A 12,719-nucleotide genomic window follows, 5' to 3' on the forward strand; every position below is an offset into this window, starting at 1 on the left:
GGGCGGTCCGGTAGGGCGGCCTGCTGCCCGAATGGCCGGTCGACGGGTGGCCGCGCACGATGGAAGGGTGCGAAGCGAGGCTTACGGCACGGGCAGCGGACCGGTGTCCGGATTCCTGGAGAACCCGGTCGTCGGGATGGCTCCGTGGATCGTCTTCTCCCTGCTGGTCGGACCGGGACGCTTCGAGATGGCGGTCGGGATCGCCCTGGCGGCGGCCGTCACCCTGGTCGTCGTGAGCCGTGTGGTCAACCGGGGCAGCTCCTGGAAGCTGCTGGAAGTGGCCGACGTGGTCTTCTTCGCCGCGCTGGCCGTCATCGGCGCCCTGGCGAGCGAGGGCACGCTGCGCTGGCTGGAGACGTACGCGGGCGAGGTCGCGAACATCACCCTCGCCGTGATCGCCTTCGGCTCCATGGCGGTGGGAATGCCCTTCACCATCCAGTACGCCCGCGAGCAGGTCGATCCGGCCCTGTGGCACACGCCCGGCTTCGTCCGGACCAACTACGTGATCACTGCGGTGTGGGGTCTCGCCTTCCTGGTGGCGGCCGTCGCGGGTGCCTACGGCGACCTGGTCCTGCACAACCCGGACAACATCTGGACCGGCTGGATCATCCAGATCCTGGCGATCGTCGCCGCGCTCCGCTTCACCGTCTGGTACCCGGACGTGGTCCGGGCCCGCGCCGCGCGCGAGGCGACCGGCCAGGGGCCCGAACCGCTCCGCCTGGCCGGGCTGCTGCTGCCCCTGGCCGGCTTGCTGGTGCCGATCGGGATCGCCGTCCTCGTCTTCGACGGCAACGTGTGGTGGCTCGGTGTGGCCCTGATCGTGGCCGGCGCACTCCTGACGAAGGCGCTCCAGTCGCAGAACTGAGCCTCGCCGCCCGCCGCGACGGGCTTTTCAAGGCCGACCCCACGGCAACTCCCCCCGGCTCAGGGCGGTAGCGTAGGGATGACATAAAACCATGGGCAAGTATGTGTCGGTGTAGTCCGATTCATGCCGCCCGTCGCCGGCCGCGATGTCACCGCCTGGCTGTTGGTTGCGTCTCACCCTCTGAGCAAGGAGCTCCGCACGCATGTCCATACCACCGCAGCCGCCGTCGTCCCCCCAGCCGTACCCGCCGTCGGGACCGTACGGGCAGCCGGTGCAACCCGGGCCGTACGGCGGCCCTCAGGGCTGGCCGGGGCAGCCGCCGATGGTGTCGCAGAAGACCAACGCGCTGGCCATCGTCGCGTTCGTCATGTCGCTCCTCTGCGGTATCCCGCTGGTCCCGCTGATCCTCGGCATCATCGCCCTCTCCCAGATCCGCAACCGGGGTGAGAAGGGCAAGGGCCTCGCCGTCGCGGCCATCGTCATCCACAGCCTCATGCTCGCGTTCTACGCGATCGTGCTGACCCTCGGACTGACCGGGGTGCTGGACGACGCCGCGCCGAAGCGCGACACCAGCGGCCAGGTCACCGGATCGGGCTCCAGCAAGGTGCAGGACATCCGCAAGGGGGACTGCTTCAACACGGGCGGCGATCTGGCGGAGTACCAGGACAAGGACGGCGGCCAGGCCGGCTACTCGGTGAGCATCGTGCCCTGCGACCAGGCGCACGAGGGTGAGGCGTACGCCGTCTTCAACCTGGACGACGGGGCGTACCCGGGCACGGAGAAGGTCGTCAAGTCCGCCGAGGAGAAGTGCTCCGGCACGGCTCTCACCGACTACGTGGGCAAGAACGCGAAGGTCTCGGACAAGCTGGAGGTCTTCTACTACTACCCGCAGCCCAGCACCTGGACGTTCGGCGACCGTGAGATCACCTGCTTCGTGGGCGACCCCAGCGGCGCGAGCACCGGATCGATCCGCTCCGCCGGGTCCTGACCTCCTGCCTCCGGCCCGATCGGCAGGACACCGCCTCTAGTCCCTGGCGCCGGCCGTCTCGGCCGGCCGGCGCCGCAGGACCAGTGCGGCCGGGGTGACGGCCGAGACGACCGCGAGGGCCGCGCAGGCGGCGACCGTCGCGCCGAGGACGTCCCACGGGATCACGATGCCGCCCGGGACGTCCAGGAGCCCGAACGCCCAGCGGATGCCGGCCAGGTTCAGGACGGCGACCAGGGAGCCGACGACCGCGCCGACGAGGACGACCGTCAGGGATTCCCCCGCCACCAGCCGGAGCACCTGCCACCGGGTGGCGCCGGCCAGGCGCAGCGCCGCGAGTTCGCGGGCCCGGTCGGCGGTGGCCATCACGAGGGTGTTGGCGAGTGCGATGCCGGTGTAGAGCAGGGCGATGCCGAGGACCAGAAGGAAGCCCAGCCGGGTGGTGCGCTTGGTCTCGGGGTGACTGGCGGCCACCCACTGGTCCTTGGTCAGGGCCCGGCCCCCGGCCCGCGCCGCCGCCTCGGCCAGCCCGGACCCCACCTCCGCGGCGTCCGCGCCCGGGGCCAGCCGTACGTCGATCCGGTCCACCGGCGCCCCGGCGGCGTTGGCCGGGGTGACGTAGGCCCCGTTGTTGCCGGTGCCGATGCTCATCACGGCGGCGATCCGCAGGTTCTTGCGGGTGCCGTCGCCGAGCCACACGTCGACGCGCGATCCGACGGTGTGCCGCTCCCACTCCTGCGTGACGATGACGGAGTCGTCGTCGAGGTCGCTCAGCCTGCCCGCGACGAGGGGCGGTTCGGCCGTCCGGGCGAGGGCCTTCGGGTCGGCGGCGCGGGCGTCGGAGCGGATCAGCGCCACGCCCTCCTCCAGCACGTGGACCGTGGTCGCGGCAGTGGCGGACACCTCGGTCCCGGGCACGGCCCGGATCCGTTCGACGGCCGCCCGGTCGAAGCCTCCCGCCCCGCCCGTGATGACGAAGTCGGCGCTGGTCTGCTGCCGGATCTCGGCGGCCCTGGCCTCGCCCAGGGTGGCGGTCGTGCCGAGCAGGGATCCGGCGAGGGCGACGGTGACGAGGACGGGGGCGGCGATGGCCGCCGTACGCCGGATGCCCGCGGCCGCGTTCTCCCGGATCAGCATCCCGCCGGCGCCCGGCAGCCGGGCCGGAAGCCAGGCGACCAGCCTGGCCAGTGGCCGGACGAGCACCGGGGCCAGCAGCGCGAACGCGACGATGAACAGCATCGGGCGGGTGATGTACGTCTTGCGGTGGAGCAGGTCCGACGGGTCGGTGAGCAGCGCGTGCGCGAGGGTGCCGAGACCGGCCAGCAGCAGTGCGGCGCCGAGGATCCAGCGGCCCGGGGTCATGGTCCTCGTCTCGACGGCGGCTTCGCGCAGGGCCTCGGCGGGTCCGACCCGCCCTGCCCGCCAGGAGGCGGCGAGGACTCCGGCGAGGGCGACGAGCAGGCCGGTCCAGAAGGCCGCGTGGAGGGGCCAGGTGGCGTCGCCGATGGCGAACCACCGCGGTGCGATGCCGTCTTCCACCAGACACCGGGCGAGCACGGGTGCCCCGTACGCCCCCAGCAGGCAGCCCGCGGCGGAGGCGAGTACGCCGAGGACCAGCGCCTCGGCCAACACCGTGCGGCGGACCTGGCCCGGGGTGGCGCCGGCCGTGCGCAGCAGGGCGAACTCCTTGCGGCGCTGGGCGACGGCGAAGGCGAAGGTGGAGGCGACGACGAAGGCGGAGACGAAGCCGGTGACCCCGCCGGACGTGCCGAGCAGGGCGTTCACCGCGAGCAGCGCCTCGCTGTCGCGCTCCGGGTCGGGGTCGGCGTGGCGGCGGTCCCGGCCGGTGAGGACCCGTACGTCCGGGTCCTGGCCCACGGCGGCGCGTACGGCGGCCGGTTCGGCGGCGACGACGAGCTGGTCGATGGCGGGTGACAGCCGGGAGGCGCGGGCGTCGGTCCAGAACACGGCGTCCTCGAAGCCGTGTCCGCCGCCGGGCGCCGCGACCGTGCCGACGACGGTGGCGGGTCCGCGGTCGGTGGTCAGCCGGGTGCCGGGCGCGGCCCAGCCGGTGGTGACGACCTCCTCGTCGGACTGCGGGGCGCGGCCGTCGGCGAGGGCGTACGGGGCGAAGGCGGCGACCGACCAGGGGTGGCCGACGAGTTGCTCCGGTGCGCCGTCGGCGCGGACGGGGAAGGACCGGTCCTCGGTGGTCCGGCCGAGGGCGGCCAGCCGCTGGGCAAGGCCGCGGTCGACGGGTTTGGGGTGGGCGAGCCGGCGGGTGCGCTCTCCGTTCGGGGTCGGGACGCGCAGGACGTCGTCGCCCTTGACGACGACGGGGGCTTGGGCGAACCGTTCGGGCAGGCGCTGCGGGGCGTCCAGGGTGGCGGCGAGCCCGAGGCCCGTGGTGGCGACCAGGCCGACGCCGAGGGCCAGTGCGAGGAAACTTCCGACGAAGGTGACCCAGCGGGTGCGCGCGGTGCGCAGGGCGATGCTCAGCACGGCGCGGCCTCCAGCGTGGTCATGTGGGCGGCGATGTCCGGGGCGCTCGCGCCGGCCAGTTCGCCGTTCAGGCGGCCGTCGGCGAGGAAGACGACACGGTCCGCGTAGGAGGCGGCCACGGGGTCGTGGGTGACCATGACGACCGTCTGGCGGTCGGTGTCGACCATGGCCCGGAGCAGGGTGAGCACCTCGCGGCCGGTCCGCGAGTCCAGGGCGCCGGTGGGCTCGTCGCCGAAGAGCACGTCGGGGCGGGTGATGAGGGCCCGGGCCAGGGCCACGCGCTGCTGCTGGCCGCCGGACAGCCGGGCGGGCCGGTGCCGGGCCCGTTCGCTCAGGCCCACCCGGGCCAGGACCTCGCGGACTTCGGCCTTGGCGGGGCGGCGGCCGGCGAGGCGCAGCGGCAGGGCCACGTTCTGCTCGGCGGTCAGGGCGGGCAGCAGGTTGAAGGCCTGGAAGACGAAGCCGATCCGGTCCCGGCGCAGCAGGGTCAGCCGGGTCTCGCTCAGTCCGCCGAGTTCCGTGCCGCCGATGGTGACGGTGCCGGACGTGGGCCGGTCGAGTCCGGCGGCGCACTGCAGCAGGGTGGACTTGCCGGAGCCGGAGGGGCCCATGACGGCGGTGAAGGTGCCCTGGGGGAAGCCGAGGGAGACCTGGTCGAGGGCGGTGACCGCCCGGTCGCCGGTCCCGTGGACCCGGCTGACGTCCCTGAGTTGGATCGCGTCGTTTTCCATGCCCCGACTCAACCGTCCCGGACGGTCCGGCACAGCGGGCCTGGAGGGTGTTCCGGGGGTGGGGCCAGACCTACCCCCGGAGGGGTTCCAGACCCCGTCCGGGCCGATCACGGCCTGCTCGGCCAAAGGTTTCGGGGGCGTTTCCCGGTCGGTGTTCGGCCGATTCGGCGGGCCGCTCCCCCACAGGTCAGCCCACTCCCACCGCTGCGGTCTGCAGTCATTCGTACACGATGGGTGACGAGAAATGGGGGTGCGAACGGGCGTTCGCGGCCCGCGTGGGCAAGACTCTGTCCGCTATCCGAAACACCAACCCAAGGGAGTGTTCGAAATGCGGTCCATCGCAAGGGGTCTCGGGCTCGGTTCCGCCGCCATGGCGCTCACCGCGCTCACCGCACTGGCCTGGCCGGGTACGGCCGGGGCCGCGCCGGCCGGTACGGAGAGCCTGTACGCGCCGTCCGCGCTCGTGCTCGGCGTGACGGCGGGACAGGACGCCGACAGCGGCACGGTGCTGCGTGCGGTGACGCTCGTCTGTGCGCCGACGCCGGGCGGGACGCACCCGAACCCGGTTGCCGCGTGCGCCGAGTTACGCGCGAACGGTTCCCGGCTGGACCGGCTCGCGGCCCCGGCCGCCGACGCGGTGTGTACCAGGGAGTGGAACCCGATGACGGTGACGGCCGACGGGGTGTGGCAGGGCCGCCGCCTCAGCTACTCGTACACCTTCGCCAATCCGTGCGGCTTCCGGAACACCACGGGCGTGCTGTTCGACTTCTGACCCTCCGTGACACGACGGGCCGGGCGGCGCCGTGCGACCGCCGTCCGGCTCACCGGGTCCCGACGACGCGCGCTCTCAGCCCAGTTCGAGGCTGGTCACCCCGAACAGCTCGGCCAGGGCGAGGTCCGGGGCCGGGCCGGTGTACATCCGGGCGGTCTCGAAGACCGGGACCAGGCCGAGGCCCGCGAGGAGCGCCGTGGCCTGCGGGTTCGCGTCCGGCGCGTCCACGGAGACCACGCCTGCGGGCGCGTGCCGGGCGAGCCGCAGCAGCAGGGCGGCCGCCACCGCCGGGTCGGCCGCGTACAGCGGGCCGATCCGGTGGGCGGCGCTGCACGGGCGGATCACGCCGAGGCCTTCGACCCGGCCGTCGCGGACGGCGGCCAGTGCCGTGCGGCCGGGCAGCCCGGTCCAGGCGGACAGGAAGGCGGGGCGGGGTTCGGGGAAGAACCGCCGGTCATAGGCGGCGAGCAGGGCGAAGGGCAGCGAGGCCGCGTCCACGATCGCGACCCCGGCGTCGGCCCCGGCCCCGGTGCCGTTCTCGCTCTCGCCCTCGCTCTCGGCCGTGCCGCCGCCGTACCCCTCGGGGACACCCTCGTAGCGGACGTTGTTCCAGGCCGGAAGGAAGCCGGACTTGCGGTAGTTGTCCTGCTGGGCGACGACCCCGTCCAGGCCCACGAGCCGGCCGTCGAGGCGTTCCATGCCGGCGTGCCACAGCCGGATGCCGTAGCCCTGGCCGCGGAAGGCCGGGCGGGCGATGTAGAGGCCGATGAAGCCGAAGCCGGCCCCGTACCGGACGGCGGAGATGCAGGCCACCGGTTCGCCGTCGAGCCGGCCGACGAGGAAGCCCTCCGGGTCGGCGACCGCGAACGCGAACCGGTCCGAGTCCCCCGGGTTCCAGCCCTCCTCGTCGGCCCAGCCGCGCATCAGTTCCATGTCGGCGGCGCTCGCGCCGGTGATCTCGAATCCCGTCATGCCGGTGTTGTACCAGACCCGGACGGTGTGCGCAGGAGTGCCTGACCGGCCGTCAACAGCTGTACGAACGCGGTGAGATCGGCCTCCCGGTGGAGGTCGCTGACCTGCCCGTCGCCCACTTCGACGACCCGCCAGGCCCCGTCCGCGCGCAGCGCGAGGTCAGTGGTCACGAAGGGGCAGCCCAGCGCTTCGACGGCAGCCCGTACCGGTTCGAGGTCAGGCTCGGCGACCTCGGGGACCTCGGCGACCGCACTGTCGGGGTGGGCGGTGACCAGCCGGGGCACCCCGTCGCGCCACCACACGCGCACCTCCGCGGCCGCCCCTTGCGGCACGACGAAGGTCTCGAAGGCCCTCAGCACCACCCCGCCCGCCAGGAACTCGTCCTGGAGTTCGACGAAGCGTGCGACCACCCGGTGCAGGGCGGCCGGATCGGCGAGGTCGGGCACGTAACAGGCCTCGGCCCACTCGTGCTTGCGGGACTTCACGTAGTCCTTGACCACGGCGGACCCCGGCGGCAGGCCGGCGGCGAGGGCCGCGAGCCGCTGCGGGTCCGGGACCTCCCCCGGCGCCGTGGGCAGCCAGCCGCTGACCGGGGTCAGGCCGGCGAAGGTCCCGTACCAGCCGGGGAGTTCGTGCGCGCGCCGGTACGCCTCGGGGGTGACGACGAGTTCGGCGCCGCGCAGGCGCAGGGCGGCGTCCAGTTCGGCGTACCGCCCCGCGGGGAGCATCCAGCCCCGGTACCAGACGGCTCCCGTCCCCTCGGGCACCCGCGCCACCGCCCGTTCGGGGTCCCCGGCGAGCAGCGCGTCGTGGTCGACGAGCAGGGCCGTGCCGCCGACGGCGCGCAGCTGCCGGGCCTCCGCCGCGAAGTGGGCGTCGGCCCGGCGCTCGTTCAGCGGGTCGTGGCAGTAGAGGACGGTGGTGGTCGCGGTCGTCGTCGGCATGCGCCCACCCTACGGACGGCCCCGCGGATCACCGTACGGATTTCAGCCCGCGCAGATCACGTCGTCGAGCCGGATGGGCTTGGAGTCGAGGCGGACGTACGCGGTGAAGGTATCGGTGACCCCGCCGGCCCAGTGGGTGGTGACGGTCGCCCAGCCGACGCCGGCCGACTGGGCGACGGTGACCGGGCCGATGCCGATGCTCTGCGGTTCGTTCTGGGAGCAGAGCAGGACGTCGGAGTCCGCATTCACCTGCTGTCTGTCCTTGAGGATCTGCGAGACGTGCTGCTCGCGGTCGTGCGGGGACGGGCCGTGGGCGCCGTAGAAGGTGGCGAGGAAGCGGCTGATCTGATCGGCGGTGTGCCCCTCCGCGATCGCGACGGGTGCGACGGACGGGGCCGGCGCGGCGTGGGCGGGGACGGACGACAGGGCCGGCAGCGCGAGCAGGGTCAGCAGCAGGGCGCCGAGGCTGTGCGGCTTGAGCATCATGCCCGGTTTTGTACCCGGCTGGCCGGTGCACAGGGAGGGAGCCGCGCGGATCTCACTCCTGTGGGGGGCGGGATTCACCGCAGAAACGACCCTCCGGCGCCCTCGCGGCAGGGGCGCGGTAATGGGGTCGCGGGCGCCCGGCGCCGGTACATAGGGTCGGAGCATGGGAAAGCCGCTTGTCGCAGTGTTCAGCGGGGCCGGGATGTCCACCGACTCCGGGATTCCGGACTACCGGGGGCCACAGGGCCTGTGGCGCCGGGAACCGGACGCCGAGAAGCTCGTCACCTACGAGTACTACATGGCCGATCCGGAGATCCGGCGCCGGTCCTGGCTGATGCGGGCCGAGCTCGCCGCCCTCGGGGCACGGCCGAACGCCGCGCACCTGGCCGTGGCCGAGCTCGAACACGGCGGCACCCCCGTCCGGGTCATCACCCAGAACGTGGACGGGCTGCACCAGCTCGCCGGGATGCCCGCGCGCAAGGTGTTCGAGCTGCACGGCACCTCCCGGTCGGTGGTGTGCACGGCCTGTCACGCCCGCTCGGCCATGGACGAGGCGCTGGCCCGGGTCGCCGCCGGGGAACCGGATCCCGCCTGTCTGACGTGCGGCGGGATCCTGAAGGCGGCGACCGTGATGTTCGGGGAGCGGCTCGATCCCGTGGTGCTGGGGCACGCGATGGCCGTGGCCAAGGGGTGCCAGGTCTTCATCGCCGCCGGTTCCACCTTGCAGGTGCAGCCCGCGGCATCACTGGCCGGGATGGCCGCCGAGGCCGGGGCCCGGCTGATCATCGTGAACGCGGAGGAGACCCCGTACGACTCCCTGGCCGACGAGGTCGTCCGCGAGCCGATCGGCACCGCCCTGCCCGCGCTGCTGGCCGGGATCGCCGCGGGCTGATCCAGGCCGGCGGCCTGATGCGCGCCGCGTCGGATTCGGTCAATCCCCTGCCCACTTGGCCGAGATGGCCCCAATGATGCCCTTTCAGGCAAATCTGACCGAAGATCATCCCACTTCTGGCACCCCGTCCCTCCATGATTCCCTACGGGCCCTCCGGGCCCTCACGGACGGCACGCAGCCGTCTGCACAGGGGTGGGAGGGCGGAAGTGACACACGTACTGGCCGAACGCGACGACGTGCTCCTGGCCGCGGCCGCCGCCGCTGCCCGGGCCCGCACCGGGAGGGGCAGCTGGCTGATGCTGGCCGCGCCGCCCGGCCGGGGCCGGAGCGCCGTGCTCGACACCGTGGTCCGGCGGGCGGGTTCCGACCACGGCGTACGGGTGCTGTCGGCGCGCTGCTCGCCCGAGGAGACCGCCTTCCCCTTCGCCCTCGTACGCCAGGTGTTCCCCGGCGCCGACGGCGTTCCCTTCACCGATCCCGCCGCCGAGCAGGAACAGGAGCTCTTCCACCGGCTCCTGGACCTGCTGACCCGGACCGCAGCAGTCCGGCCCGTGCTGCTGGCCGTCGACGACCTGCACTGCGCGGACCCGGTGTCACGCCGCTGGATCGGCTACCTGGCGCGCCGGATCGCCGGGCTTCCGATCCTGCTGCTGGCGACCGAATGCCGTGAGCACTCCGACGTCACCTGGCTGCCCCGCACCACGGGCGCGTGCCACCCGCTTCCCCCGCTCGGGCAGGACGCCGTCACACGGCTCGCGCGCGAGCGCGGGCTGGCTCCCGAACAGCGTGCCACGCTCCGGGACGCGACCGCGGGCAACCCCGCCCTCGTGCAGGCACTCCTCACCGACCTGGCCGACTCCGCCCGCTCCCCCGACCCGGGAACCGGGCACGCCTCGGACCCGCCGGGCGGCGTTCCTCCCGCCCGCTACCGCGACGCGCTCGCCCGCTGGATCCGGCACCGCGCCGACGACGAAGCCCGCCACATCGCCCTGGCCCTCGCCATCACCGCCCGATGCTCTCCCGCCACCGGTTCCGCCCTGCTCCAGGAGGCCTTGACGCTCTGTCCGGCCCGCCACGCGGCCGCGCCCTGCGCGCCGCGGCTGGCCCGGCTGCTCTCCCACCCGCTCGCCCTCGCAGCCGTACTGGACGCGGCCGACCCCACCGAACTGGCGGGCCTGCACACCCGCGCCGCCCGGCTGCTCCACGACCGCGGCGCCCCCGCCGCTGCCGTCGCCGCCCACCTGCTGCACCTGGAGCGCCCGCGGGCGAGGTGGATGGCACGCTGCCTCGAGGAGGCTGCCGACGACGCCGTACGGGCCGGGCACACCGAAGAGGCCGCCGGACTGCTGCGCCACGCCCTGCGGACGCAGCCGCCGCCGGCCCGGGACCGGCACGCCGACCTCACGATGCGCCTCGGATCGCTGGAGTTCCCGCAGAGCGCCGCGGCAGGCATCCGCAGGCTCCGCACGGGCCTCGACATGCACCCCGACCGCCGGGAACGCGCCGCCGCGGCACCCGCTCTCGGCGCGGCCCTCGCGGCCCGCGGGCGCACGGACAGTGCGCTGGGCGTCCTGCACCGGGCGAGCAGCGGCGCCGACGACGACGAGCTGGTGCACGTCCTGCAGACGGTCGCCGCCCTCATCTCCTCGCACGACGCGGTCGCCTGGCGCGATGCCGTCGCGGGCCTGCGCACCCTCGCCCCCACGGCCTCGCCCGCCGTCGAACCGCTGGTCTGCGGTCTGATCGCCGAGTACGAGACAGGTGCCGGGCTCCTCTCCGCGGCCGAGGTCCTCGACCGGATCCAGCCCCGGCTGACCGGGGCACCGGTCCACCCGCGACTGCGCACCGCCTGGCTCGGCAGCGCCGCCACCCTGCTGCAGTGGGCCGACCGGCTGGACGACGCCCGGGCCCTCGCCCGGCAGGGGCTGCCCGTGCCGCCGACACCGCCGGACCTGACCGACGCGGGCCTTCAATGCCTGCTCAGCGCCCGGGCGGAAGCGGCACTCTGGGCGGGTGACTTCCGGAGCGTCATCGCCGAGAACACCCTCCTGGCACACACCTGCACCGGACGCGGCATCCGCGCACCCCACCTGGTCTCCATGGTGGCGCTGGCCCGGTACGAGCTCGGCCTGCGCGACCAGGCCTGGCAGCTCCTGTCCACACCCGACGAGACCACCGCGGACAGCTCCTGGGAGTGGAACGAACTGCGCTACGCGCGCGCCCTGCTCCACGGCTTCGAGGGACGGTGGCAGGCCGCGCTCGACGACCACCTCGCCTGCGGCACCGGCCAGAGCGCCCGCGACTTCGTCAGTCCCGTGGCCACTCCGTGGCGTTCCGGTGCGGCCCTCGCCCTGGTCCGTCTCGGCCGGGCGGGCGAGGCACGGGAGCTGGCCGAGGAGGAACTGCGCCACGCACGCCGCTGGGGCACCCCTCGGACGGTCGGCAGGGCGCTCCGGGCCCACGCCGCGGCCGTCGGCGGCCGGCAGGGACTGGAGTCCCTCACCGAGGCGGCCGCCCTGCTGGAGGGAGCGCCCGCGCCGGTGGAGCGCGTCGAGATCCTGATCGACCTCGGCCGGGCGCGTATCGGGGCGGGGCTCGGCCGCAGGGGCCGGGACGATCTGCGCGTCGCCGACGCCGAGGCGGCCCGGCTGCTGTCCCCCGCGGGTGCCGGAGTCGGTCTGTCGGCCGGAGACCGCCCGGGCGACAGGGGCGCCGACCCGGCCGCCGTGCCGACGGGCCGACTGCTGCGCGCGACGAGCGCCGCGCTGCGCGACGCGAACGCCCGCACCACGACACGGGCCAGGACCGGCCCGGGCGCACTGACCGGAGCGGAACGGCGCGTCGTCGACCTCGCCGCCGAGGGGCACACGAACGCGCAGATCGGCGAGGCGCTCCACCTGTCCCGGCGCACGGTGGAAACCCATCTCACCAGTTCCTACCGGAAGTTGCAGGTGACCCGCCGCAGCCAGCTTGCGGCCGGCCTGGCCGGAACGGACACCGCCGGGGGCGGGCCACGGGACTGACCACGAGAACGCGCGGAGCACCGTGTTCGTGGTCTTCCACGATGTGCCGGGACCCGGCCGGCGGACAGAGTGGGCACCGCGCCGGACCGGCCCCCGCGGTCCGGCGCCACCTCCATCCGACCGGCTCCCGCCGCACCTTCGACGGAGCCGTGCACGAAAGGTACTGAGCATGAATTCCACGATGCGCACGTCCGTCCGCTCGGGTCTGGTCGCCCTGATCGCCGTGGCGGGGATGTCGGCCCCCCAGGCCGTCGCCGAGGCCCGCCCCGCGACCGTTCCCACCGCGCAGACCGCCTCGGACCTGGGGGTCATGCTGGCCCCCAACGAGCTGTGGCAGCTGCGCAAGCGGGGCAGCCGCTACGAGATCGCCAACGTCCACAGCGGCATGTGCCTGAAGGTGAAGGGCGGCTCGAACGACAGCGGGGCTCCGGTGGTCCAGGCCGAATGCGGGACCGCGAGCGAGCAGTTGTGGAAGTCGGAGGTCACCGACGGCGGCACGTTCATCCAGCTGCGCAACGCCAACTCCGGCAAGTGCCTCGACATCGCG

General features: G+C 74.1%; 10 protein-coding genes and 1 pseudogene. 6 read left to right on the top strand and 5 right to left on the bottom strand.

Annotated features, from left to right (window positions below; all coding sequences use genetic code 11):
- Positions 1-67 precede the first annotated feature (67 nt).
- Together OG472_RS06005 and OG472_RS06010 are read left to right on the top strand one after the other, a co-directional pair.
- A complete protein-coding gene (locus tag OG472_RS06005; RefSeq protein WP_401603343.1) occupies positions 68-865 on the top strand; it encodes a hypothetical protein in 798 nt (265 codons plus the stop codon).
- Between the two features lie 202 nt (positions 866-1,067).
- Positions 1,068-1,853 (top strand): DUF4190 domain-containing protein, encoded by a 786-nt coding sequence (locus tag OG472_RS06010; protein ID WP_401603346.1) that lies wholly within the window; start codon positions 1,068-1,070, stop codon positions 1,851-1,853.
- Positions 1,854-1,889: 36 nt separating this feature from the next.
- On the opposite strand, the gene OG472_RS06015 is transcribed toward OG472_RS06010, so the two are convergent.
- Complete coding sequence (locus OG472_RS06015) at positions 1,890-4,352, bottom strand: FtsX-like permease family protein (protein ID WP_405828305.1); 2,463 nt, start codon at positions 4,350-4,352, stop codon at positions 1,890-1,892.
- A complete protein-coding gene (locus OG472_RS06020) occupies positions 4,346-5,083 on the bottom strand; it encodes an ABC transporter ATP-binding protein (RefSeq protein WP_401603352.1) in 738 nt (245 codons plus the stop codon). Before OG472_RS06020 ends, OG472_RS06015 begins: the two co-directional genes overlap by 7 nt.
- A gap of 328 nt (positions 5,084-5,411) precedes the next feature.
- On the opposite strand from OG472_RS06020, the gene OG472_RS06025 reads away from it, so the two are divergent.
- Positions 5,412-5,855, top strand: a complete 444-nt coding sequence (locus tag OG472_RS06025) for a subtilase-type protease inhibitor (RefSeq protein ID WP_401603355.1) — start codon at positions 5,412-5,414, stop codon at positions 5,853-5,855.
- 75 nt (positions 5,856-5,930) lie between these two features.
- Here OG472_RS06025 and OG472_RS06030 read toward each other — a convergent pair whose 3' ends face one another.
- From OG472_RS06030 to OG472_RS06040, 3 genes are read right to left on the bottom strand one after another with little or no spacing between them, the layout of a single operon-like run.
- Positions 5,931-6,827 (bottom strand): GNAT family N-acetyltransferase, encoded by an 897-nt coding sequence (locus OG472_RS06030; protein ID WP_405941064.1) that lies wholly within the window; start codon positions 6,825-6,827, stop codon positions 5,931-5,933.
- On the bottom strand, positions 6,824-7,771 hold the full coding sequence (locus OG472_RS06035; RefSeq protein ID WP_405941065.1) for an ATP-grasp domain-containing protein: 948 nt from the start codon (positions 7,769-7,771) through the stop codon (positions 6,824-6,826). The genes OG472_RS06030 and OG472_RS06035 overlap by 4 nt, the downstream gene beginning before the upstream one ends.
- A 42-nt stretch (positions 7,772-7,813) precedes the next feature.
- Positions 7,814-8,257 (bottom strand): hypothetical protein, encoded by a 444-nt coding sequence (locus OG472_RS06040; RefSeq protein ID WP_401603363.1) that lies wholly within the window; start codon positions 8,255-8,257, stop codon positions 7,814-7,816.
- A gap of 163 nt (positions 8,258-8,420) precedes the next feature.
- Here OG472_RS06040 and OG472_RS06045 point away from each other — a divergent pair, with 163 nt between their 5' ends.
- The 3 genes and pseudogenes from OG472_RS06045 to OG472_RS06055 all read left to right on the top strand — a co-directional run.
- Positions 8,421-9,149, top strand: a complete 729-nt coding sequence (locus OG472_RS06045; RefSeq protein ID WP_401603366.1) for an SIR2 family NAD-dependent protein deacylase — start codon at positions 8,421-8,423, stop codon at positions 9,147-9,149.
- A gap of 206 nt (positions 9,150-9,355) precedes the next feature.
- Positions 9,356-12,172: a LuxR C-terminal-related transcriptional regulator gene (locus tag OG472_RS06050; protein ID WP_405941066.1), complete on the top strand. Its 2,817-nt coding sequence runs from the start codon at positions 9,356-9,358 to the stop codon at positions 12,170-12,172.
- 310 nt (positions 12,173-12,482) lie between these two features.
- Positions 12,483-12,716 (top strand): annotated as a pseudogene (locus OG472_RS06055) (RICIN domain-containing protein); the annotation flags it as partial.
- Positions 12,717-12,719: the final 3 nt, after the last annotated feature.

The sequence above is a fragment of the Streptomyces sp. NBC_00207 genome (assembly GCF_045160965.1).
Classification (GTDB): domain Bacteria; phylum Actinomycetota; class Actinomycetes; order Streptomycetales; family Streptomycetaceae; genus Streptomyces.

Bases quoted from the DNA above. Each gene is read 5' to 3' on its own strand.
- OG472_RS06010 (WP_401603346.1), top strand. From the start codon at position 1,068: ATGTCCATACCACCGCAGCCGCCGTCGTCCCCCCAGCCGTACCCGCCG.
- OG472_RS06035 (WP_405941065.1), bottom strand. From the start codon at position 7,771: ATGCCGACGACGACCGCGACCACCACCGTCCTCTACTGCCACGACCCG.
- OG472_RS06040 (WP_401603363.1), bottom strand. From the start codon at position 8,257: ATGATGCTCAAGCCGCACAGCCTCGGCGCCCTGCTGCTGACCCTGCTC.
- OG472_RS06025 (WP_401603355.1), top strand. From the start codon at position 5,412: ATGCGGTCCATCGCAAGGGGTCTCGGGCTCGGTTCCGCCGCCATGGCG.
- OG472_RS06030 (WP_405941064.1), bottom strand. From the start codon at position 6,827: ATGACGGGATTCGAGATCACCGGCGCGAGCGCCGCCGACATGGAACTG.
- OG472_RS06020 (WP_401603352.1), bottom strand. From the start codon at position 5,083: ATGGAAAACGACGCGATCCAACTCAGGGACGTCAGCCGGGTCCACGGG.
- OG472_RS06045 (WP_401603366.1), top strand. From the start codon at position 8,421: ATGGGAAAGCCGCTTGTCGCAGTGTTCAGCGGGGCCGGGATGTCCACC.